The following is a 23,418-nucleotide window of genomic DNA, read 5'->3' as shown; positions in this document are numbered from 1 at the left end:
GCGCCACCACCCATCTCGTCGCCACCGTCACGGCTGCCCAGCAGCTGCATCTGGTCGGCAATGATTTCGGTGGTGTATTGGTCGCGGCCTTCCTTGTCCTGCCACTTGCGGGTGCGCAGGCGGCCTTCCACGTAGAGGGGGCGGCCCTTCTTGCAGTACTGGCCCACGATCTCGGCCAGCTTGTCGTTGAACACCACGCGGTGCCACTCGGTCTCTTCCTGGCGCTCGCCGCTCTCGCGGTTCTTCCAGTTGCGGGTGGTGGCCAGGCTGATGGTGCAGAAGGCCACGCCGCTGGGGTTGTAGCGCAGCTCGGGGTCGCGACCCAGATTGCCGATAAGAATGACTTTGTTGACCGAGGCCATAGATGCGCTCCGCTGGCGTTTCCTGATTTCTAAGCCTGGGATTATGCCGCCCCGTCCAGCCGCACCCCATGCCCAGGTTCCCGCACTTGGTCACCCCGGTCCGCGAGCGCCGGAGGGCGCCCCTAAGATGCCGCCACCATGCGCCAGACCCCCGACCGCCCAGAAACCAGCAACCGCCGACTCTGGCTGGCCTATGCCGGCCTGTGCCTGCTGAGCTGGATGCTCTATGCCATGGCCGGGGCCGAGTTGCAGCGCGGGCTCTGGCAGCTCTGGGCCGCCGCCTACCAGGCCACGCTGAGCCTGGGGCCGGCCATGCTGCTGGGCCCCCTGGTCTGGCCCTGGGTGGCGTGCCTGGAGCGCCGCGGCGAGCACAGCGCCAACGCGGCCCAGCCCCTGTGGCTGCTGCTGCACGGCCTGGGCGCACTGAGCTTTGCCGCGGCCTGGCAGCTGCTGGAGTTTGCCCTGGCCTGGAGCCTGTTCGGGCCCACGCATGCCAGCGCGATGTTCGAGCAGACCGTGCTGTGGCGGGCCATCTGGGGGGTGTTCGTCTACGTGGCCCTGGCCTGCGGCTTCACGGCGGTGCTGCATGCGCGGCGCGCCCGGCGCAACGCGCTGGCGGCGGCGCAGGCCGAGTCGGCCCTAGCGCGGGCGGAGCTGGCAGCCATCAGCGGCAAGCTCAATCCGCACTTTCTGTTCAATACCCTGAACTCCCTGATCGCCCTGACCCGCAAGGACGCCAAGGCGGCCGAGTCGGCCCTGCTGCGCTTCTCGGGCATGTTGCGCTATGTGCTGGATACCAAGCGCGGTGCGGACACCCGGGTCAGCCTGGCCGAGGAGCTGGAGTTTGTGCGCGACTACCTGGCCCTGGAGTCCCTGCGCCTGGGCGAGCGGCTCACGGTGCGCTGGGAGGTGGAGCCCGAGACCCTGGAGGATGAGATTCCGCCGCTGAGCCTGCAGCCCCTGGTGGAGAACTGCGTGCAGCATGGCGTGGCCCCGCGCGCCGAAGGCGGCAGCGTGCGTATTGCCGCGCGCCGCGACGCGCTCAACGAGGGCCTGGCCCTGACCGTGCAGGACGATGGCCCGGGCTGCGATCTCGCCAGCCTGGATGCCCCACCCGCCGCCGGGGCGCGGCGCGGCATCGGCCTGAGCGCCCTGCAGCGCCGCTTTGCCCTGGACTACGAGGGCCGCGCCCGGCTCAAGATCCACTCCGCCCCCGGGGCGGGCTTTCGCGTCGACCTCTGGATACCCCAAGCATGAACAAGATCCGAACCCTGATCGCCGAGGACGAACCCCTGGCCAGCGAGGCGCTGGCCGACTGGGTGCGCGAGCTGCCCCAGCTGGAGCTCGTCGCCTGCTGCGCCGACGGCGCGAGCGCGCTGGCCCAGATCCGCGCCCTGCAGCCCGAGCTGGTGCTCATGGACAGCCAGATGCCGGGCATGACGGGCCTGCAGGTGCTGCGTGCCCTGGGCGAGGCCGGACTGGAAAAGCGCCCGGCGGTGATCTTCACCACCGCCTACGACGAGCATGCGCTCACTGCCTTCGAGCTGCATGCGGTGGACTATCTGCTCAAGCCCTTTGCGCAGGAACGTTTTGTCGAGGCGGTGGAGCACGCGCTGGGCCAGCTCGGCACGCCGCTGCCCACCGAGGCGCTGGAGCACAGCCTGCAGCGGCCCGAGGCGCCGCTCACCCGCGTTCTGGTGCGCGACCAGGGCAAGATCTTCCCGCTGGCCGTGGAGGCCATCGAGTACCTGCGCTCCGACACCAAGTACACCGCCATCGCCAGCCGCGGCCGCCAGTTCCTGGTGCGCCTGCCCATCAGCAGCTTCGAGCAGCGCCTGGACCCGGCGCGCTTTCTCAAGCTGCAGCGCAGCTGCATCGTCAACCTGGACTTCGTGGAGTCCATGACGCCGGACGAGAGTTCGCAGCTGGTGGTGCAGATGCAGGACGGCATGCGCTTCACCGCCAGCCGCGAGGTGTCCAAGCGGCTCAGGGAGCAAGCGATATGAAACCCTTGCACATCACCCGGCAAGGCCTGACCCTGATGCTGAGCCTGTTGGCAGCAGCCGCTGCGGCCCAGGAGACCCCGGGGCGCAGCTACAGCCCCGGCGCCTTCCAGCGCCTGGTGATCAGCGGCGCCGCCGAGGTGCGCCTGCAGCAGGGCGAGCGGGACACGGTCTTCATACGGGGCGACGAGGCGCTGCAGAACAGCGTGGAGCTGCGGCTGACCGGCAATGAGCTGCTGGTCCAGCCCTCGGGCGGCTGGAAGTTCTGGCGCAGCAGCCGCCTGCAGATGGAGGTGACGATGCGGCAGCTGGACAGGCTGGCGATCACGGGCAATGGCGAGGTGCATGCGCCGGCCACCTTCCGGGCCGATCGTCTGGATGTGAGCATCTCGGGCTCGGGCCTGGTGCGCTTTGACGATCTGCAGGCGCAGCGCCTGAGCTTCGCCATTGCCGGCTCCGGCGAGGGGCAGATGCGAGGCCAGTCCAACGCGCTCTCGCTGGCCATCTCCGGCAAGGGCAAGCTGGAGGCCGGCCAGCTGCGCAGCGAGCGCGCGGCGGTGGCCATCAGCGGGGTGGGCGATGTGCAGCTCTGGGCCACCCGGGTGCTGAGCGTGAACATCATCGGCGCCGGCACGGTGGACTACTGGGGCAGCCCGCAGATCAGCCGCGCCATCTCGGGGGTGGGCAAGCTCAATGCGCTGGGAGAGTCGCCGCCTGGGCCGTGAGCGGCCGCGGGCCGGCTAGGGCGACAATAGCGGGCTCCATGACCGATCCCCACGCCCCGCAGCAAATCCTGCAAGAAGTCTTCGGCTACAGCGCCTTCCGCGGCGCCCAGGCCGACATCGTCCAGCATGTGACGGCGGGGGGCGACGCCCTGGTGCTGATGCCCACCGGCGGGGGCAAGAGCCTGTGCTACCAGGTGCCGGCCATCGCCCGGCACCGCGGCGGCCAGGGCCTGACCCTGGTGGTGAGCCCGCTGATCGCCCTGATGCACGACCAGGTGGGCGCGCTGGAAGAAGCCGGCGTGCATGCCGCCTTCCTGAACTCCACGCTCAGCAGCGAGGACGCCAGCCGCATCGAGCGCGAGATGCTCAGCGGCCGCCTGGTGATGCTCTATGCCGCGCCCGAGCGCATCACCAATCCGCGCTTCCTGGCCCAGCTGGACTCGCTGCACGAGCGCGGCCTGCTCTCCCTCTTCGCCATCGACGAGGCGCATTGCGTCAGCCAGTGGGGCCACGACTTCCGCAGCGAGTATCTGGCGCTCTCGCTGCTGCACGAGCGCTACCCCGATGTGCCGCGCGTGGCCCTCACCGCCACCGCCGACGACATCACCCGGGCCGACATCATTGCCCGCCTGCAGTTGGAGCAGGCGCGCGTCTTCATCAGCAGCTTCGACCGGCCCAATATCCGCTACGCCATCGTCGAGAAGGACGGCAGCCCGCGCGAGCAACTGCTGCGCTTCATCCGCGAGGAGCATGAGGACGAGGCCGGTGTCGTCTATTGCCAGAGCCGCAGACGGGTCGAGGAAACCGCCGCCTGGCTGGAGGCTGCCGGCCTGAAGGCCCTGCCCTATCACGCCGGCCTGGACGCAGCGCTGCGCCAGCGCCACCAAGACCGCTTTCTGCGCGAGGACGGCATCGTGATGGTGGCCACGGTGGCCTTCGGCATGGGCATCGACAAGCCTGACGTGCGCTTCGTCGCCCATCTGGACCTGCCCAAGAATATCGAGAGCTACTACCAGGAGACCGGCCGCGCCGGGCGCGATGGCGCCGCCGCCGACGCCTGGATGACCTATGGCCTGGCCGATGTGGTGAACCAGCGCCGCATGATCGACGAGAGCCCCTCGGACGATGACTTCAAGCAGGTGCAGCGCGGCAAGCTGGACGCCCTGCTGGCCCTGGCCGAGGCCACCGACTGCCGTCGCCAGCGCCTGCTGGCCTATTTCGGCGAGGCCAGCCAGCCTTGCGGCAACTGCGACAACTGCATCAGCCCGCCCGCCACCTGGGACGCCACCGAGGCCGCGCGCAAGATGCTGTCCTGCATCTACCGCTTCCATCAGAACGGCGGCCAGCGCTTCGGCGCCGGCCATCTGATCGATGTGCTGCGCGGCAAGAGCACCGACAAGGTGACGCAGTATGGCCACCAGATCCTGTCCACCTGGGGCATAGGTGCGGACCTGAGCGAGCAGCAGTGGCGCGGCGTGCTGCGCCAGCTGATCGCCCTGGGCCATGTCTTCACCGAGGGCGAGTACCACACGCTGGCGCTCTCGGAATCGGCCCGCGCCGTGCTCAAGGGCGGGGTGCAGCTGCTCTTGCGCGTGCCCAGCGCCGCGCCGCGCCGCGGCAGGAGTGGCAGCAGCTCGCGCAGCGGCGGGGCCGGCAAGAGCCGCGCGACGGCCGAGGCCCTGGACCTGGACGCCAGCGCCCAGCAGCGCTTCGAGGCGCTCAAGGCCTGGCGCGCCGAGGTGGCCAAGGAACACGGCCTGCCGGCCTATGTGATCTTCCAGAACGTGACCCTGGCCGAGATGGCACGGGTGCATCCGCACAGCCTGGACGCGCTGGGCGGCATCTCCGGCGTGGGCGCCAAGAAGCTGGAAGCCTACGGCCGCGAGATCCTGCGAGTGCTGGAAGCCCTCTAGGAACGCGGCAAAAAAAGAGGGCGCCGACATCAGCGCCCTCGGCTCCTCCCTGAGCGCGGGGATCAGCCCTCGAAGCTCAGCAGCACGGCCCGCACCTGGTTGGGCGAGACACCGGCTTGCTGCTTGAGGGTGCTGAGACTGAAGGTGCTGAGCGCCTCGTGACCCAGACTCTCGGCCAGACGCGGGGCCAGGGTGCGCAGGGTGCCGTCCTCCAGCCACTCCAGACGCAGCCAGACGCTCTCGCCGTTGGCGAGCTCCAGCAGGGTCTCGGCGCGACGGCTGACCGCGGCACGCACCGCCTCGCGCTGGGGCGCGGCGGAGGCCACCGGATTCACCGCCAGGCTGTCGCCCAGATCATCCACGCGCAGCTGGGCCAGGCCCTGGGGCTGGGCATCGCCACTCTGTTCGCGATAGACCGGCAGCAGGCTGCGACGCGGCTCGCTCAGGGCCTCACCGCCGGTGGCAAGGCTGAGCTGCCCCTGGTGGCTGATGACCTGCTCCATGGCGAAGGCGCTGGCCGCAGCCAGGCTGTTGCCCTGGCCACCCTGCGCGGCGCTGGCGGCAATCCCCGAACCGACCGAGCCGGCCGGGCCGGTCGAACCGGTCGCCAGGGCGGCATCGCCCGCCAGGGCCGAAGCATCCACCAGCCCGCCGATGAAGCCGGCGCCTCCGGCGGCCTGAGCCGCTGCCGCGGCGATACCGCTTGCCGCCGAGCCGCTGGCCGGCGCAGCGCCCGGCACGGCGCCGGCCTGGGTGCCATTGCCACCCAGAGGCTTGACCAGAAGAGCCGTCGTGGCCTGTGCGCTGCTGGCCGGCAGGATGCTGGCCAGGACCTGCAGCAGAGGCTGGCTCAGACGGTAGTTGGCGGCGTCCGCGCCGTTCAGGCTGAGCTTGATCTGCACGGGCTTGCCCAGGGCGACGGCGGGCGTGTCAAACAGTCCTTCGCCCTGCAGACCCAGCTGGTCTCCCGCCACCAGGCCCTGCAGTGCGGGCAGCAGCAGCTCGGCATCGTGCTTGCCGTCATAGATCTTGTCCTTCACGCCCACGGCCGACAGCTCCAGGGTCTTGGCGCGGATCTCGCCCTTGGCCTTGGGGGCGGGATCGGCCAGCTGGTAGTTGCCGGCATCGGCGCCGCTGAGCGCCAGCTTCACCGCCACGTCCTTGCCCTGGCCTGCATTCCGGGTGTCGAACTGGCCCTGGGTGAGCAGGCCCAGCTGGTCGCCCGCCACCGCACCGGAGAGCTTGCCGCTCACCATTGCATCGCGCAGACCGTCGTAGACCTTGCTGGCCACGGCCAGCTGCTCCACCGTCACGGTCTTGGGCGTGATGGCGGCCTCGCTGGCCACCACACCGCCGACAAAGCGGTAGTTGCCGGCATCGGCGCCGCTGAGCTGGCCGTCCAGCACCAGCTGCTTCTTGCTGCCCACATGCTTGTCGGCAAAGCGAACGCTGGGATCCTTCAGGCTGATCGCGTCGCCACCCACCAGACCCAGCACCTCCAGCTTGGCACCCACGGCCGCGGTGCTGCCGTCATAGACCTTGCTGGCCACATCGGCACGCAGCGTCACCTCGCGCGGCGTGATGCTGGCGCTGGTCTGCTGGGCCAGCGTGTAGTTGCGGGCGTCGGTACCGCTGAGGGTAAAGCCATCCAGCATGACGCTCTTGCCCTGTCCCACGTTCTTGTCGGCAAAGCGGGCCGTGCCCGAGGCGACATCCAGGCTCACGCCATCGCCGGCCACCAGGCCGATGACCTGGGCGGCGCCGATCTGGGCGCTGGTGCCGCCGTCATAGACCTTGTCGCTCACGCTGCCGGCGGCGAGCGCGAGCTGCTTGGCCGTGATGCTGCCGATGGCGCCACTGGCCGTCGTGCTGGCCAGGCGGTAGCCATAGACCTGCACCGCGCCCTTGCTGGCACCGCTGATGGCCAGGCCATCCACCGACACCTGCTTGGCGCTGCCCACGTTCTTGTCGGCATAGCGGGCCTGGCCGCCCACGGTGTAGTTCACCGTGTCGCCGTCGATGGCAACGCTGCTGGCGAAGTTGCCCGAGTTCAGGCCGGCGTCGCGCAGGCCGTCGTAGACCTTGCCGATGCTGCCGATCAGCGTCACCGTGATGGTGGGCGCCACGGTGTAGAGGAAGCCATTGCCCGTGCCCAGCACGCTGCTGGACGGCGTGGCGTCGTACTGCTTGAAGGCGCTGATCAGACCGCCGCGAGTGTCGGCCGTGGGCGTGGTGGAGTAAACCAGCCAGCGGCCCGCACCGCCCGCGCTCAGGGCCGAGGCCCCGGCGTTGTTGACGAAGTTTTTGCCGGCCTGCAGCAGCAAGGGCGTGCCGGCCGCGCTGCTGTTGCCGGCGCTCACCGCCTGTTTCAGGAGCAGGTCCGAGTTCGCGCCCAGGGCCCGCAGGTCCACGCTGTCGCTGGCGCTGACGCCGTTCAGGCCGTCGGCGCTGCCCACCGTCAGGCTGGCGGCATTGCTCAGCTTGACTTGCGCTGCGCTGGCCGCGATTTCGCCGACCTGATGGTCGGTAGCGCTGAGCACGGCATTGCCGGTGCTGCGCAGGGCCAGCTTGACGGCCGAGATGCTGCCGCTGCCGCTGATGCCGGTGCCGCCCTTGTCATGCAAGGACACGGTGCCGGCGGCGCCCAGGTTGTGAGCAATGTTCAGGCCGCCGCTCTCGGCGCTGATGAAGAGGCTGCCGCTGTCCACGCGCTGCGCGCCCTGCAGCGTGAGCTGGCGGGCCTTGATCTCCAGCCGGTCCAGGGCCCTGACCTGCAGCGCTTCCACGCGGACATCGTCATCCAGCGCATCAATGCGCAGCAGCTTGCTGCCGTTGAAGGCCTGCAGGCTGGCCTCGGTCAGCGCGGTGGTGCTGCCGCCCATTTCGAAGAAGTTGTTGCTGCCCGGCATGCTGAATTCGACCGTGGCCTGGCTCTGACCGCTGACGCTCGCCTTGTTGGCGGGATTGCCGAGATCGACAGCTTCGAACCCGCCTGTTGCCTCCAGGCGCAGAACGCTGGCCGTGTTGTTGAAGGCGATGGGGGCTTTCACGCCCAAGATGCCATTGCCAACGGCCGTCAAGGTGACATGGCTGGCCGCATCGATGCTCAGGCCGCTGAGCCCATCCACCGTACCCAGGCTCCAGTTCGAGGCCGAGCTGCGCACCTGGCTGTCGCCGCCGGTCTTCAGCGCCAGGGTGGTGAAGTTGAAGCTGCTGTCGCTGATCTCGGCGCCGCCGCCGGCCGTGATGGCCAGATTGGACGCCGCCACGCCGCCGTTCACGCCCAGCACGCGCTGGCCGCTCTTGAGATGCACCGAGCTGGCCGAGGTCGTGATGTCGTTGTCAAAGATCAGATCGCCGCCGTCACTGCGGCCCACTTCCAGTGTGCCGGCATTGACCTGCCCGATGGCAGTGTTGTTCAAGCCCGTGCCCAGGCGCAGCTTATTGGCCGCCGTCATCTGGCGCAGCGTGACCTTGCCCGTGCCGCCGTCGGCGGTGACGGCCTTGCTGATACTGATGGTGTCGCCGGTGAGCGTCAGGCCGCCCGAGGTGTTGGTCAGCGTGCCCGCGGTGATGTCCACGGTCTTGTTGACCATCTCGAAATAGCCGCTGGCGCTGAAGCTGAAGTTGCTGCCCACGCTGACCGTGCCGGTGCCGTCTTCGCGACCGATGGTCAGGTTCTTGATGCCGGGCAGCTTGGCCAGAGTGGCGGCCGAGGCAAAGCCGCTGGCGTCGCCCAGCACCATATTGGTGGCCGCGTCGTAAGGCTCCAGGCGCAGCGAGGCGGTGCTGAGGTTGTTCAACGTGGCCGTGCCCCAGTCGATCTTGTTGGCGCGCAGGGTCAGCACACCGGTGCCCGTATCGAGCTTGACCGGAATGTTGCCGAAGTTGATGTTGCCGTCGGTGTGGATCTTGGCGCCGCCCTTGAAGGTGAAGGCCGTGTTCACGTTCACATCGCCGCTGGCATTGAGAAAGCCGCCGAGGATCTTTTCACCCGAGGTGTAGCTGCCGTCCGCCTTGAAGAAGAGGCGGCCGCTGCCCAAGTCCATGTCGGAATTCAGCACCACCTCGCCGTCGCCTGCGGACAGGTGCAGATGGCCCCCAGCCGTTCTCAGCGGCGCGCTGAGCGTCAAGCCGCCGCCACTCATGTCGTCGGCGTCTGCCCACATGCGGACATAGCCGCCGTTGGTCTGCACGCGCCCCTTCACATCGATGCCGTCAGCGGCATACAAGGTGATGGAAGCCGCGCTCGGGGTGCCACTGCCAGCAACCTTTCTGTCATGAGCGGGCAGTGTGGCCGGGTTGAGGCCCGCGCCCTCCGCGATCAGATTGCCGATGTTCTGCAGCTTCCCGTCTGGATTCGCTCCCCCGGTGGAAATGCCGGCCGACAGCATCAGGCTGCCTGTGCCTTGAACTCGCAGGGTGTTGTTGGCGTTGTCGAAGCGAATATTGCCCGCCCCGCCGGCCGTGCCCGACTCGATGCGCAGGCTCACGTTCGGCTGCATCGTGATCTCGCCGTCACCGCCATTGAGGTTCAGGTCCTGCACGGTGACGTTGGCGGTGGCCTGCAGCAGCACATTGGCGGTCTGCGCCTCCAGGTCCTTCTCGAAGACCTCGCTGCCGCTGATGTCGCCGCTACCCGCACCGCCGCGAATGGCGATATTGGCCGGATCCAGCAGCAGATCGCCCGCGCGGCCAAGGGCCGCACGCGCATCGGTGCGGCCGCGGTAGGCCAGCTCCTGCTTGCCCGAGACCTCGGCGCGGCCGCCGTCGCCGCCCTGGGCGCCGCCGCGCACGCCGATCGTGCCGGCGAACTCGGTGCGGCCGTCGGACCAGAACACCACCTCGCCGCCGCGGCCCTGCTCGCGCGCATCGGCGCGGGCCGTGCTCGAAGCACCCACCTTCAGGGTCTGGGCATTGCGCAGGCTGGCGTCCTGGCCTTGCCAGCCGCCGCCCACATGGATCAGGCCGCCGCCGGTGGCGCCGCTGGCCTCCAGGTTCGCCCCCTGCAGGCTGATGTCACGCCCCTGAACCTCGATACGCCCGCCCTGCCCCTGGGCCGAGCCGGCGTCCAGCGTGCCACGCAGCTGCACGCTGCCATGCTCACCGCCATCCAGCATGATGCGGCCGCCCTGCAAGCTCAGGCCACGGGCCTCGACCACGCCGTCCATGTTCAGCACGCTGGCGCGCAGTGCGCTGGCGCCCTGGGCGCTGAGCAGCACGCGCTCACCCTCGATGCGACCGCTGTGGCGCAGCTCGGCGTCCAGCGCGGCACGCTCCACCTGCACCTGCAGCAGACCATCGCCGCCAAAGTCCAGGGCCACCTTGTCGGCCGCCACCAGGGCCGTCTGGCGGGCCTGCACCGTGCCGCTGTTGTCCAGGCTGGGGGCCAGCAGGGCCACCACCTCGCCCTGCAGCCGCCCTTCGTTGCGAATGGCGCCGGCATTGCCCTGGCGCTCGAAGCGCGCGCGCCCGGCCAGGAAGTCCTCGTCCTTCACGCCCAGGCTGGCCGCCACCAGGGCACCCACCTGCACCTGGGCGCCCTTGCCAAAGGCCACGCCCTGGGGGTTGATCAGCCAGACCTGGCCGTTGGCCGTGAGCTGACCGTCGATCTGGCTGGCGCCGCCGCCGAGCACGCGGTTGAGCACCACGGCGCTGGCATGCGGCTGCTCGAAGCGCACGCTGGCGCCGCTGCCGATATTGAAGCTGTTCCAGTTCAGGATCAGCTTGTCGCTGCCCTGCTGCACCGTCATCTGGCCACCCTGGCCGTTGATCTGGGCCTGACCGGCGCCTATCTGCGCCCCGCCCGGCAGCACCTGGGCGCTGCTCAGGCCCGTCAGGCCCAGCAGCACGCCGGCCAGCAGGGCGCGGCTGACGCCGCCACTGCGCTTGCCGCGCGCCTTGGCGTTCTCGGGTACCGGCACATAGCTGGCGCTCTCATCACTCCAGACCAGGCGGAAAGCGTGGTTCATCGAAGCCTTGCTTGTCATCTTGCGTTCTCTCGTATTCGTGCGTGCTTGGGTTCAGGCCTGCGGCGTCGGCGCTCAGAAGCGCAGGGCGGCCTGGACCCACAGATGGTTGCGGCCGCTGCGGCCGTCGGCATTCAGACCCTTGGGGCTCAGGCCCGGGTTGTCGCCCAGAGCACGGGCATAGGCCGAGCGCAGGGTCCAGCGCTCGCCATAGAGGTTCAGACCCAGGCCGGCGCCGGACAGCGCATAGCCATTGCTCTGCGCCGCACTCAGGGCGCCCGTCCAGGGGCGAGCGTGCAGCTGGATGCGTCCGTGGTCCACAAAGCCAAGGGCTTGGGCCCGCAGTCCCTGGGCCAGGCTGAAGTCGCGGCGCAGTTCCAGGTTCATCAGCCAGCCGCTGTCGCCGCTGGCCTCACCCATGGCCTGGCCGCGCACGCCGGCCGGGCCACCCAGGATGAACTTCTCGGAGGAATCCAGATTGCGCCCGCCTTGCTGGCCGCTGGCGCCCAGGAACAGGCTCCAGTCCGGCGCGGCTTCGAAGGACTGGACGCGGGAGGCTCGCCAGAACAGCTTGCTGAAGCCACCGGCGGTGCGGGCGCTCAGGGCGTCGACCAGGCTGTCGGCCGCGTTGTCCAGCTTGAGCTGGCCGCCGGCCAGACCCAGGCTCATCTCATGCTGGGCCAGCTGACCCAGCTGGGGCGCGACCAGATTGCCGCTCAATGTGGCCGAGGCCTTGACGACGCGACGGGCGCGGATCTCCTGACCCAGCGCCTTGTCGTTCATGGACTTGCGCTCCAGCTCCACCGAGCCCCAGAGATTGGCGCCACGCGCGCGCAGCAGGGGGTAGCTCAGGCCGGCGCTTAGGCTGCCGGCCGTGCCACTGAGACCCAGGGGGGCCGACTCGCCACCCAGCTCATAGCGCAGCAGGCTGGTGTTCAGCTGGGCGCGCAAGCCCTGCGGGTTGAGGCCCACGCCGTAGCCCAGAGCCAGCTGATCGTTGCCGCGGGCATGGCTGAGCGAGGCATTGAGCACATCGTCGGCGGCGAAGGGCCGGTACAGCTGGGCCTGGGCGCTGCTGCGCCATTCGCCGGTGTAGCGGTTGCCGAAGCTGTCCAGGCCCAGCTGGGCATCCCAGCGACGGCTGCTGTCGGCGCGCACCAGCATGCGGCTGCTGCCGGCGTCCTTGCCCTTTTCCAGGCTGGCGCGTGCCTGCACGCCCGGCACATCGTTGATCAGCAGCAGGGCGCGCTCCAGCTGCTCGCTGCGCACCGGCCCGGGGGGCAGGGCGGCATCGGCAATGGCCGCCAACCAGGCGGCCAGCGCGGGCTCGGCATTCAGCACCTTGATGCGTTCGGCGCCCGACTGCAGACGGCCCGGCAGCACGGCGATCTCCAGCTCGCCCTCACTCAGATCCTGGCGCGGCAGGTAGGCCCTGGCCAGCGGATAGCCCGCGGCCTGCAGGGCCTGGCTCACGCGGCTGGCCAGCTGCAGCAGCTGGGCGTGGCTGAGGGTGCGGCCCCGCGCATCGGCCACCAGGGCCTGCAGGCTGGCTTCCTCGACCAGGCCGTCCGCGCCCGTGAAGCGCACGCGCTCGATGCGGGCCCGCAGACCCGGCTGGGCCGCCACCGCGTCCAGCGAGGGCAGCTGCACGGCCGGAGCGCTGGGAGCGGGCAGGCGCGGCGCACTCTGTTCCAGGCGCTGCTGCTCATTGAGCAGCTGACCAGCGTCCGGCGCAGCCTGTGCGGAAAGCGCCCACATCATGGCGGGCAGCACGGCCGGCGCCCAATTCCTCTTTTGTGCGCCAACCGCGCGCGACAACGACTTCTTGTTCTTGCCCATGGCCTGGTCCTCGGGGGTAAATCCATTCAAGGCCGCGTTTATCGGCCAGCCGCGCCTGGCCCGGTTTTGCCAATCCGCCCGGGACTTTTGCCAATCCGAAGCTGGCGATCACAAGCCTCGGTACTTCGTGGATTACTCACGAAGGCCCGTCAATGCCCGACAATCCAGCCCGTGATGAATTGCGCAGTTCCAGAACCGACACACCTGCCCCTGCTGCTGCTGGTGGATGACAAACCCGAGGAACTGCGCTGGCTCATCCCGCTGCTGCAGCCCCATTTCCGCCTGGCCCTGGCGACCGACGGACTCTCGGCCCTGCACAAGGCCGAGAGTCTTCAGCCCGAACTGGTGCTGCTGGACATCAATCTGCCGGACCTGGACGGCCTGACCCTGGGCCGCCGCCTCAAGGCCAGCCCCAGCACCGCCGAGGTGCCCCTGATCTTCCTGAGCGCCCACAGCGAGCCCGCCGCCCGCATCGAAGGCCTGGGCCTGGGCGCCGTGGACTTCATCGGCAAGGATGCCCACCCCGAGGAGGTGCTGGCCCGGCTGCGCCTGCATCTGGCGCTGTCACGTCGCCTGCGGGCCGCGGAGAGCCCGACGCGCAACGCGCCGACCAGCACGCCCGACCAGGCCCTGCTGCGCAGCATCTGCAACCATGTGCAGGCCCATCTGGACCAGGGCCTGAGCGTGGCCGCCATCGCTCGCCACTTCGGACTGAGCGACAAACGCCTGCTGAGCCTGTTCCGCGAGCAGCTGGGCCAAACGGTGTCGGGCTATATCAGCGAGGAACGCATGCGCGCCGGCCAGCGCCTGCTGCTGCAGACCCGGCTGGAGGTGCAGCAGATCGCGCCCATGGTGGGCTATGCCAACCCGGCCAATTTCGCCACCGCCTTCCGGGAGCGCCATGGCCTGAGCCCGCAGGCCTACCGACAGTCCTTGCGCCAGGGCTCGGAGCCTGTCGAAGCCTGTCCATGAGCCGGACCGCAGGCCGGCTCGCGCAAGCGCTGCTGGCTCGCCTGTTCCTGATGCTGTTGTGCCTGCTCGGGTCGGCGGCGCTGCAGGCGCAGCCCCTGCTGACGCTGAGCGCCGCCACAGATCAGGCGCCCAGCCTGGATCTGCGATCCGCCCTGAGTCTGTGGGTAGAGCCCGGCCCCGGCGGACCGGCCCCTGATCAAGCGCCGCCAGAGCTGCGTGAGGGCCGCGGCTTCAAGCCGGCCAGTCTGGCCGATCTGAACCCGGGCTACACCCGCGATACCTACTGGCTGCGGCTGCGACTGCACAACCCGCAGCCGCGACACGAGCAGCGGGTGCTGCTGCTGGAGCCCGCGCGGCTGGAGTCGGTGACCCTGTATTGGCATGGCGAAGAGACCGCTGGCTGGCAGCGCAGCCGCGCCGGCACGGACCAGCCCTTTCATCTGCGCGAGCTGCCTCTGCGCGACCAGGCCTTTGTGCTGAACCTGGCGCCTGGCGAGGAGCGGGTGCTGTTGCTGCGGGTGAGCAGCCGCAGCGCCCTGGCCCTGCGCGCCAGCCTGTGGCAGCCCGGCCCCCTGCTGCAACGCCAGCAGCAGCTGCTCTGGTTCGACGGCATGCTGCACAGCCTGAGCCTGGGTGTGGGCCTCATCGCCCTGCTGCTGAGCCTCAGCCAGCGCTCACCCGGTTATGCGCTGACGGGGCTCTACCTCGTCGCGGCCACACTCTACGAAGGCTCGCTGCGAGGCACCAGCTTCATGGTGCTCTGGCCCGAAGCCACCGACTGGGCCCAGCGCGCCCTGGGCGTGAGCGGCGTGCTCGCCACCCTGCTGCAGGCCATGGCCCTGCACGTACTGCTGGCACTTCCGCGCCTGCAGCCGCGCCTGGCTCGCATCCACCAGCTGCTGATGGGGCTGAGCCTGCTGCTGATCCTGCACGCCTGCGTGGGTGACTACCATCTGGCCACCCAGCTGGCCAATCTGGGCAATTCCGCCCTGGCCGCCTGCGGCCTGATCGCCGGCCTGCGTGCGGCACGAGACGGTCACTTCATGGGCCGCATCTGGGCCGTGGTCATTGCCAGCCAGCTCCTGGGCCTGCTGCCCCGCTATCTGGTGCTGAGCGGCACGATTCCCTACCTGCCCCTGCTGGACTATCTGGGCACCCTCGTGGCCCTGGCCGGCGGGCTGGCGGTGCTGATCGGCATGGCCCGCCATGTCGCGGCCGAGCGGATGCGGTACGCCCAGGGACTTGAAGCCGCCGTGCAGGCGCGCACGGCCGAGCTGGCCAGCGCCCATGCCGAGCTGCGTGCCAGTGACGCCGCCAAGGGCAGGCTGCTGGGCTATCTGGGCCATGATCTGCGCGCGCCACTGGCCTCGGTGCTGCAGCTGGCTCGTCAGCTGCAGCCCGGTGCAGACTTCGAGAGCAATCGCCGCGCCATCGAGCAGGGCGGCCGCATGTTGCTGGACACCCTGGACGAGCTGCAAGGATTTGCGCGCCAGCCCGAGGCCGCGCTGCCGCGCGAAGCCCTGCCTGCACCGCTCTACCTGCCCGGCCTGCTGCGGGAAGTCGGGGACCAGGCACAGGCCCTGATGCGCAGCCGGGGCCAGGAGCTGCAGCTGCTGCTGGCCCCGGGCTTGCCGGGCGTGGTGGAGCTGGACGGGCGCCGCCTGCGTCAGGTGCTCTTCAATCTGCTGTCCAACGCGGCCAAGTACGGCGACGGCGCCCCCGTGCAGCTGCAGGCCTGGACGGAAGGTGCAAGCCTCATGTTTGCCGTACGGGATCATGGCCCGGGCATTCCTGAGCCCGAGCAGGCCCAGATCTTCAAGCCCTTCCATCGCCGTGCCAGCAGCCGCGGGCTGCCGGGCCTGGGCCTGGGCTTGAGCATTGCCCTGCAGACGGCCCAGGACATGGGCGGCACCCTGAGCCTGGAGAGCCGACCCGCCTGGGGCAGCCGCTTCATCCTGCGTCTGCCCTTGCAGCTGGCGCAGGAGTCCCAGGTGCTGTGGCCCACGCCGCGCACCGAGCTGCCCGCGGATCTGGGCGAGGGGCTGGCGGCCCTGGTGCTGGACCCCTGTGAGAGCGCCGCCGAGGCACTGTGCGAGCGCCTGCTGATGGCCGGCTTCGAGGTGGAATGCTGCAGCCATATCGAGCAGCTGGAGCCCGCCTTGCACCGCGTGGCGCATCGCGCCACGCCCTGCCTGCTGGTTCATGAGCCCGCCATGCTGCAGGCCTTGCCCGGCGGCTGGCAGACCCTGCTTGCCCGCTGGCCGTCGCTTCAGGCCCTGGCCTGCGCCGCAGCCCCAGCTGACGAGCAGTGCCTGGCCAAGCCCTTAAGCGATGGCGCATGGCGGCAGAGCTTGATGGCGATTGCCGCCAACGCGCGCAGGACCATGAGCACGCTCAGCACCGAGCCACAGTCTCCTGCTGCGGCCTGAGCGACTTGCCGCAGTCCAGCGCGAGCAGGCTGGCAGGCTGGGAGAAGCCGCTGCTGCGTCCCTCGATCAGCACCCGGGGGAGCCGGGCCGTCACCACGGGCGCGGCATGCTCCGCGCTGGGGCGCTGGCTCTTGCCCACGATCACCACGCGTTCCAGCACCATGACGGGATGCTGCGGAGTGGAGATGTAGTCCGCCATGGCCAGCACCGAGCCCATGGCGAGCACAGCACCCAGGCCTGCCACGCAGGAATGTGCAAAGGCGTGCAAAGCGAGTTTCATGAGAGGCTCCTTGACTGCTGGCCGGGACATCCGGCGCATGCGACGAAGCTCAGAGCGCCGCCTGCTCGGGCTGCGGCAGGGGCGGCAGGTTCTGACCTGGCGCCTGGGCGGCCTCAAGCCGCACCACGCTGTGGTGCTCGCGGGCTTGCAGGCCTTCGGCCAGCAACAAGGCCGTCAGGACGGCACTGGCCACGGCAGCGATGGCGGTCAACAAGGTCTTGGTGCTGGCGCTCATGCGTGACTCCATGGGTCTTGTCAGGCGAGATCCTGGCGGCAGTCTCGGGCCTTGGCATCGGGCCCGCCACTGCGGCGCGACGAACTGCGGTCCCGCGGGACCGAACGGCCGTTGGGCTGGCGCGAAATAGGGCGGGAAGCCGAGTCAGGGCCGCACCTGCGATGCGGTCTTGGCTCGGCTCCCCTGCGGCGGTGACGACGGCAGCTCATGCTGGTGCACGGCTGCGCATCAGACACGGCGCTGCGGCTTGGCGGCAGCCAGCTGGGTGTTGCTGGCGCTACCCAGGCTGCGACCCTCGATCACCACGCGCGGCAGCTGCACCACCTGCTGGACCTGGCTGGCGGGCACCGACTTGCCGGTGATGAGCACGCGGGGCAGCTGCTCGATCTTCTGCGCAGAGGCGGCACCGGCCAACATCAGGCCGACGGACAGGGTGCACAGGACTTGGAAGAGGTGTTGCTTGCGGTTCATGTTCTGACTCCTTGCTGTGTTCGACACGGCACCCTGCTGTATCGATGGAGTCAGTATCTGCAGCCTCTGCGCCCGCCGCGAGCGAGCTGCGACGAACTGCAAGCAGGAGCGACCGAATGGTCGCTGACGGCGACCAGCGTCGGTGCTCAGCGCGCGCGCTCGAGCTCGCGGCGCACCACGCCGGCCAGGTCTTCCAGGGTCTTCTCCTTGCGCAACAGGGCGCGCACACCCAGGCGCTGGGCCTGCTCGCGCAGGGACTCGGTGATGTGCCCCGAGCTGATGACCACGGGCAGCCATGGCCTCTTGCGCTGCAGCTCGGCCGCCAGGTACAGCCCCGACCCGCCAGGCATATGGAAGTCGCTGACCAGCAGATCCACATCACCGGCCGCCACTCGATCCAGGGCCTCGGCCGCATCGGCGGCCAAGCTGACCTGGTAGCCCTGGCGCCGCAGCAGGCCTTGCACGGTCAGGCGCATCACCTCGTCATCATCCACATAGAGGACATGCTGCCCCTGCCCCTCGCCCGACAGGCTCAGCAGGGGTGCTGGTTCGGTCACCGGGCCTTCCCAGTCCAGCAGGGGCAGGTAGAGATGGAAGCAGCTGCCTTGGCCGGGCGTGCTGTCCACCTGGATCTCACCCCCATGCGCCAACACGATGCCATGCGCCACGGCCAGACCCAGGCCCGTGCCCTCGCCCTTGGGTTTGGTGGTGAAGAAGGGCTCGAACAGATGGCTGCGGGTGGTGAGGTCCATGCCCTTGCCGTCATCACGCACCCACAGATGGGCGCGCGGCGCCGCGCCCTCGTGCTGTACATCAAGGCCCAGCTCCACCGTGCCAGCCCGGCCCTCAAGGGCATGCCAGGCGTTGGTGCACAGGTTCATCAGCACCTGTTGGATCTGGGTGGCATCGGCTTGCACATAAAGGGCCGGCTCGGGCAGGTCCAGGTCCAGCCGCACATCGCGCGGCACGGTGGCCCGCAACAGGGCCACGCTCTCGCGGATGAGATCCTGCAAGCGCACCGCCCTGAGCTGCTGAGGTTGACGTCGCCCGAAGGCCAGGATCTGCTGCACCAGGCTGCGAGCGCGCTCACCACCAATGCGGATCAGGCCCAGATGCACGGCGGCCGGATGGGTGGCGGGCAGCTGCTCCAGGGCCAGGGCCGCATTGCCCAGCACCGCCCCCAGGAGGTTGTTGAAATCGTGGGCGATGCCGCTGGCCAGACGGCCTATGGCCTCCAGCTTCTGGGCCTCGCGCAGCTGCGCCTCCAGCTCCTGGCGGCGTACCTCCGCCTGCACCCGCTCGCTCAGGTCGATGTCCACGCAGTAGAGCTCGGCCTCGCCCCGGCAATTGCGCTGCATCGTGTGGCTGGAGAAGACATGGACGGGGCGACCATCCTTGCGGCGCAGCACCAGTTCCTCGGCCGGTATGGATACCCGACCCGAGGCCAGCCACTCGCGGGTGCCCACGATCACCTGCTCCCGCATCTCATGCGGAATGATCAGATCCTCCAGCTTTTGCCCCAGGGCCTCCTGCTTGCTGTAGCCATAGAGCTGCTCGCTGGCAGCGTTCCAGAAGATGACCCGCCGCTCGGCGTCGTAGCCCTGCACCGAGACCTTCTCCACCCCTTCGAGCAGGGCGCGAAAGCGCTGCTCGCTCTCCAGCAGCGCGCGCTCCAGACTCTGCGTGTGCAAGCCGCTCATGTCATCGCTCCCTGTTGGCATGACACCGACACAGCGGCGGCTCCTGCGGGAGGCGTGCTGCGTTCCGAGATGCAAGGGCATTGTTGCGCCCGCTTCGGCAATACGGCAAGCCGCAAAAAGGGCGGTCCCACAGCATGGGACATGCCCTGCCCCTGACATCAGCTTCAAAGCAACAGTCTTTGCACCGATGAAGGATGAACCGGCTCTCAGTGGGCCAAGCCCCCTACAAGGCGCAGCAGCAGGGGCAGGCGACCGGAGCTTAGATCCTGGGCTGTGGACAGCTGGGAAGGATCACCCAGATCAAAAGCGCCCAGCAGCAGCGTCCCGACCAGGGCCAGGCCAAGCAACAGGAGCAGGAGGCGGGGCTTCATGGTTGCGCAGTATCCATCAGCCGCTGGCGCGGCGCTCTCCCCCTCTGGGTGGAGAGCCGCAGCGTGCTGACGGGCCATGTCAGCAAGGCTGGCACCGCTTGGCCCTGGCGGCCTATGATGGCGGGTTTTCCCGCGTCGCCACGGCCGACTGGCCGCATCCCCCATGCCCGACTCCAAGCCCTTCAACCCCGTGCCCGAGGCGCAGCAGATCCGCGTCCGGGGCGCGCGCACCCACAATCTGAAGAACATCGATGTGGACCTGCCGCGCAACCAGCTGGTGGTGATCACGGGGCTCTCGGGCTCGGGCAAGTCCAGCCTGGCCTTCGACACGCTTTATGCCGAGGGCCAGCGCCGCTACGTGGAAAGCCTCTCGGCCTATGCCCGCCAGTTCCTTCAGCTGATGGACAAACCCGAGGTGGACGTGATCGAGGGCCTCTCGCCCGCCATCTCCATCGAGCAGAAGGCCACCAGCCACAACCCCCGCTCCACCGTGGGCACGGTGACCGAGATCCACGACTATCTGCGCCTGCTCTATGCCCGCGCCGGCACGCCCTTCTGCCCCGACCACCACCTGCCCCTGGAGGCGCAGAGCGTGAGCCAGATGGTGGATGCGGTGCTGGCCATGAAGGACGAGTCGCGCCTGATGCTGCTGGCCCCGGTGGCGCGCGACCGCAAGGGCGAGTTCGTGGAGCTGTTTCAGGACCTGCAGGCCCAGGGCTATGTGCGCTTCCGGGTGGACGGCATCACGGTGGAAGCCCCCGACATCCCGGTGCTCAAGAAGGCCGAGAAGCACGATATCGATGTGGTGGTGGACCGCATCAAGCTCAGGCATGAGGGCGCCGACCAGCTGCGCCAGCGCCTGGCCGAGAGCTTCGAGGCGGGGCTGCGCCTGGCCGAGGGTCGCGCCCTGGTGCTGGACCTGGACAGTGGCGCCGAGACCCTGTTCTCCAGCAAGTTCGCCTGCCCCGTCTGCAGCTACTCCCTGCCCGAGCTGGAGCCGCGCCTGTTCTCCTTCAACTCGCCGGTGGGCGCCTGCCCCAGCTGCGAGGGCCTGGGTCAGGTCACGGTCTTCGACCCGGAGCGCGTGGTGGCCTTCCCCTCGCTGAGCCTGGCCAGCGGCGCGGTCAAGGGCTGGGACCGCCGCAACCCCTACACCTTCTCCCTGCTGGAGACCGTGGCCAAGCACTATGGCTTTGACATCGAGCTGCCCTTCGAGGAGCTGCCCGAGCAGGCCCGCTCCGTGCTGCTCAACGGCTCGGGCGAGGAAGAGATCAGCTTTGTCTACCAGGGCGAGACCGCCAGCGGCAAGAAGCGCAGCATCAAGCGCTCCCATCCCTTCGAAGGCATCCTGCGCAGCCTGGAGCGCCGCTACAAGGAAACGGACTCCTCGGCCGTGCGCGAGGACCTGGCGCGCTACCAGGCGGCCAAGCCCTGCCCGCATTGCGAGGGCTCGCGCCTGCGCCGCGAGGCCCGGCATGTGGTGCTGCAACCGGCCGATGCACCCGAGGGCCATATTGGCCGCCCCATCTACGAGGTGGAGCACACCACCCTGCGCGAGGCCCTGGACTATTTCGAAGGGCTCAAGCTCAAGGGCGCCAAGGCCGAGATCGGCGCCAAGGTGGTGCGCGAGATCGCGGCGCGCCTGCGCTTCCTCAACGATGTGGGCCTCAACTATCTGAGCCTGGACCGCAGCGCCGACACGCTCTCGGGCGGCGAGGCCCAGCGCATCCGCCTGGCCTCCCAGATCGGCTCGGGCCTGACCGGCGTGATGTATGTGCTGGACGAGCCCAGCATCGGCCTGCACCAGCGCGACAACGACCGCCTGATCGCCACCCTGCGCCGCCTGCGCGACCTGGGCAACTCGGTGCTGGTGGTGGAGCACGACGAGGACGCGATCCGCGCCGCCGACTATGTGCTGGACCTGGGCCCGGGTGCCGGCGTGCACGGCGGCCGCATCATTGCCCAGGGCACGCCCGACGAAGTGGCGGCCCACCCCGAGTCGCGCACCGGCGCCGATCTGAGCGGCCGCGCGCGCATCGAGGTGCCGCGCGAGCGCCACAGCCTGGCGCGCCAGGACAAGCCGCAGACGCTCAGAATCGTCAACGCCCGCGGCAACAACCTCAAGGGCGTGACGGTGGAGTTCCCCGTGGGCCTGCTGACTTGCGTAACCGGCGTCTCGGGTTCGGGCAAGAGCACCCTGGTCAATGACACGCTCTACGCGGCCGTGGCCAAGAAGCTCTACCAGGCTCACCAGGACCCGGCGCCGCATGACGAGATCGAGGGCCTGGAGGCCTTCGACAAGGTCATCAATGTGGACCAGAGCCCCATCGGCCGCACGCCGCGCTCCAACCCCGCCACCTACACCGGCCTGTTCACACCCATCCGCGAGCTCTTTGCCGAGATGCCCACGGCGCGCGAGCGCGGCTACGGCCCCGGGCGCTTCAGCTTCAATGTGGCCGGCGGCCGCTGCGAGGCCTGCCAGGGCGACGGCGTGCTCAAGGTGGAGATGCACTTTCTGCCGGATGTGTACGTGCCCTGCGATGTCTGCCACGGCAAGCGCTACAACCGCGAGACCCTGGAGGTGCTCTACAAGGGCAAGAACATCACCCAGGTGCTGGACATGACCATCGAGGACGCGGCCGGTTTCTTCGGCGCCGTGCCCAGCATCTCACGCAAGCTGCAGACCCTGATGGACGTGGGCCTGGGCTATGTGAAGCTGGGCCAGAGCGCCACCACGCTCTCGGGCGGCGAGGCGCAGCGCGTCAAGCTGGCCCTGGAGCTGAGCAAGCGCGACACCGGCCGCACCCTCTACATCCTGGACGAGCCCACCACGGGCCTGCACTTCGGCGATATCGCCCTGCTGCTCAAGGTGTTGCACCAGCTGCGCGATGCGGGCAACACCATCGTGGTGATCGAGCACAACCTGGACGTGATCAAGACCGCCGACTGGCTGATCGATATGGGCCCCGAGGGCGGCTCAGGCGGTGGCCAGCTGCTGCTGGCGGGCACGCCCGAAGAGCTGGCCGAGTGCGCGGCCAGCCACACAGGCCGCTATCTGAAGCCTCTGCTGGCGCGCGGCTGAGCCGGCCCAAGCGACCCAAAGAAAAGAGGCCGCTGCAGCGGCCTCTCATCCATCGGTCCAGGCCGGGACCTGAAGTCTCTCAGGCCTGAGACTGGCGGCGGCGCGCCCAGAAGGCCAGAGCGGCCAGGCCGGCCAACATCATGGCCCAGGTGCCGGGCTCGGGTACGGGCGGCGGCGTGGTACCTCCGATGGGAGGGGGCACGGGGCCCGGCAATGGCGCGCTTGTGATGGTGCCCGGCGGCAGGGGCGGAATGCCCCCGAAGCCCGCGGGAGGCGGCGGCTGCAGGATGCTGCCACCGCCAACGGGTATGCCGGCGCCCGTGGGGGGCAGGCTGGCACCGGTCACGGGTACACCGGAGATCTGGGCGAAGGTGGGCTCACCACCGCCACCGGCCACACCGGCACCGGTAGGCTCCATCTCAAGCAGGCCCTGGGGATCTTCACCGGCACGTGCGGAGGACGCCACATTGCTCGCCGTGGCGGGCGCGGCGGCACGGGCCGGGGCTTCGCGGGTGATGCGGCTCACATTGCGACAGACCGTGGGCACCAGAATGCAGTGCCCATCCTCGCAATAGACCAAGCCTCGCTCCTGCATCTTCTCGGTCCAGCCGGTGCGGATCACGGTATTGCAGAAACTGGACTTGCCGAAGTGCATGTCGCGAATCTGCGGAGCGTAGCGAGCCTGGCCCTGGATGGCATCACGCGTGATGGTGACCATCTCGTCATACTTGCGTGCCTGCATGCGCTGCTTGAGCTTGGCGCGGGTCGCCGCCGGGATGTCCTGGTAGCGATCCACGGCCGCGACCACATCGCCCATGAAGGGATTGACCCCTGGGCGGTCCCAGGAGCACTGGGGCAAGGTGGCGCCGGAGGCGGCCAGAGCGATGGCGGCAAGCATGGACATGGACCTGAACCCTCGTGAACCGCTGGTTGGGCGGTGGACCGGGACTTGGGGTTTTCGAGGCTTGCAGTGTAAGAGGCCGACCCGGCCGCCACGCGGGACAGCCCCCTCAGGCACGGGAGGGCCGGGCGGACTTTTGTCACGCAATCAGCCCCCGAAGCAGACC

At 69.2% G+C, this 23,418-nt stretch carries 16 protein-coding genes; 7 read left to right on the top strand and 9 right to left on the bottom strand.

Annotation, left to right across the window (positions count from 1 at the left end; genetic code table 11):
* Positions 1-362, bottom strand: a 362-nt coding sequence (locus tag ACK5F2_RS11525) for a single-stranded DNA-binding protein (protein WP_409864758.1), incomplete at its 3' end; no start/stop codon positions are given.
* Between the two features lie 138 nt (positions 363-500).
* Here ACK5F2_RS11525 and ACK5F2_RS11520 point away from each other — a divergent pair.
* From ACK5F2_RS11520 to recQ, 4 genes are read left to right on the top strand one after another with little or no spacing between them, the layout of a single operon-like run.
* Positions 501-1,619 carry a sensor histidine kinase gene (locus tag ACK5F2_RS11520; RefSeq protein WP_409864757.1) on the top strand — a complete coding sequence of 373 codons (1,119 nt, stop codon included), beginning with the start codon at positions 501-503 and terminating at the stop codon, positions 1,617-1,619.
* Complete coding sequence (locus tag ACK5F2_RS11515; RefSeq protein ID WP_409864755.1) at positions 1,616-2,368, top strand: LytR/AlgR family response regulator transcription factor; 753 nt, start codon at positions 1,616-1,618, stop codon at positions 2,366-2,368. Before ACK5F2_RS11520 ends, ACK5F2_RS11515 begins: the two co-directional genes overlap by 4 nt.
* Positions 2,365-3,090: a head GIN domain-containing protein gene (locus tag ACK5F2_RS11510; RefSeq protein WP_409864753.1), complete on the top strand. Its 726-nt coding sequence runs from the start codon at positions 2,365-2,367 to the stop codon at positions 3,088-3,090. The genes ACK5F2_RS11515 and ACK5F2_RS11510 overlap by 4 nt, the downstream gene beginning before the upstream one ends.
* Before the next feature lie 38 nt (positions 3,091-3,128).
* Positions 3,129-5,003 carry a DNA helicase RecQ gene (gene recQ / locus ACK5F2_RS11505; protein WP_409864752.1) on the top strand — a complete coding sequence of 625 codons (1,875 nt, stop codon included), beginning with the start codon at positions 3,129-3,131 and terminating at the stop codon, positions 5,001-5,003.
* Positions 5,004-5,065: 62 nt separating this feature from the next.
* Here recQ and ACK5F2_RS11500 read toward each other — a convergent pair whose 3' ends face one another.
* Both ACK5F2_RS11500 and ACK5F2_RS11495 read right to left on the bottom strand, forming a co-directional pair.
* Positions 5,066-10,975, bottom strand: a complete 5,910-nt coding sequence (locus ACK5F2_RS11500; protein WP_409864751.1) for a YDG domain-containing protein — start codon at positions 10,973-10,975, stop codon at positions 5,066-5,068.
* Between the two features lie 72 nt (positions 10,976-11,047).
* Entirely contained in the window at positions 11,048-12,733 is a 1,686-nt protein-coding gene (locus tag ACK5F2_RS11495) for a ShlB/FhaC/HecB family hemolysin secretion/activation protein (protein WP_409864750.1), read from the bottom strand.
* Between the two features lie 252 nt (positions 12,734-12,985).
* Between ACK5F2_RS11495 and ACK5F2_RS11490 the strand changes: the two genes are divergently transcribed.
* Together ACK5F2_RS11490 and ACK5F2_RS11485 are read left to right on the top strand one after the other, a co-directional pair.
* Positions 12,986-13,783 (top strand): response regulator, encoded by a 798-nt coding sequence (locus tag ACK5F2_RS11490; protein WP_409864749.1) that lies wholly within the window; start codon positions 12,986-12,988, stop codon positions 13,781-13,783.
* Positions 13,780-16,212 (top strand): sensor histidine kinase, encoded by a 2,433-nt coding sequence (locus ACK5F2_RS11485; protein ID WP_409864748.1) that lies wholly within the window; start codon positions 13,780-13,782, stop codon positions 16,210-16,212. The genes ACK5F2_RS11490 and ACK5F2_RS11485 overlap by 4 nt, the downstream gene beginning before the upstream one ends.
* Here the strand turns inward: ACK5F2_RS11485 and ACK5F2_RS11480 are convergent.
* The 5 genes from ACK5F2_RS11480 to ACK5F2_RS11460 all read right to left on the bottom strand — a co-directional run bounded on the left by ACK5F2_RS11480 (position 16,178) and on the right by ACK5F2_RS11460 (position 19,269).
* Positions 16,178-16,492: a hypothetical protein gene (locus ACK5F2_RS11480; RefSeq protein WP_409864746.1), complete on the bottom strand. Its 315-nt coding sequence runs from the start codon at positions 16,490-16,492 to the stop codon at positions 16,178-16,180. The genes ACK5F2_RS11485 and ACK5F2_RS11480 overlap by 35 nt on opposite strands.
* A 49-nt stretch (positions 16,493-16,541) precedes the next feature.
* Positions 16,542-16,727, bottom strand: a complete 186-nt coding sequence (locus ACK5F2_RS11475; RefSeq protein ID WP_133602156.1) for a hypothetical protein — start codon at positions 16,725-16,727, stop codon at positions 16,542-16,544.
* Between the two features lie 228 nt (positions 16,728-16,955).
* Positions 16,956-17,198, bottom strand: coding sequence for a hypothetical protein (locus ACK5F2_RS11470; RefSeq protein ID WP_409864745.1), 243 nt, complete (start codon positions 17,196-17,198; stop codon positions 16,956-16,958).
* 146 nt (positions 17,199-17,344) lie between these two features.
* On the bottom strand, positions 17,345-18,898 hold the full coding sequence (locus ACK5F2_RS11465; RefSeq protein ID WP_409864744.1) for an ATP-binding protein: 1,554 nt from the start codon (positions 18,896-18,898) through the stop codon (positions 17,345-17,347).
* Positions 18,899-19,104: 206 nt separating this feature from the next.
* Positions 19,105-19,269: a hypothetical protein gene (locus ACK5F2_RS11460; protein ID WP_409864742.1), complete on the bottom strand. Its 165-nt coding sequence runs from the start codon at positions 19,267-19,269 to the stop codon at positions 19,105-19,107.
* A gap of 163 nt (positions 19,270-19,432) precedes the next feature.
* Here ACK5F2_RS11460 and uvrA point away from each other — a divergent pair, with 163 nt between their 5' ends.
* Positions 19,433-22,351 (top strand): excinuclease ABC subunit UvrA, encoded by a 2,919-nt coding sequence (uvrA, locus tag ACK5F2_RS11455; protein WP_409864740.1) that lies wholly within the window; start codon positions 19,433-19,435, stop codon positions 22,349-22,351.
* A gap of 79 nt (positions 22,352-22,430) precedes the next feature.
* Here uvrA and ACK5F2_RS11450 read toward each other — a convergent pair whose 3' ends face one another.
* Entirely contained in the window at positions 22,431-23,255 is an 825-nt protein-coding gene (locus ACK5F2_RS11450; protein WP_409864739.1) for an MHFG family PEP-CTERM protein, read from the bottom strand.
* Positions 23,256-23,418 lie beyond the last annotated feature (163 nt).

The sequence above is a fragment of the Roseateles sp. genome (genome assembly GCF_046300915.1).
Taxonomy (GTDB): Bacteria; Pseudomonadota; Gammaproteobacteria; order Burkholderiales; family Burkholderiaceae_C; genus Kinneretia.
This window is presented reverse-complemented; position numbering and strand designations above follow the sequence as displayed.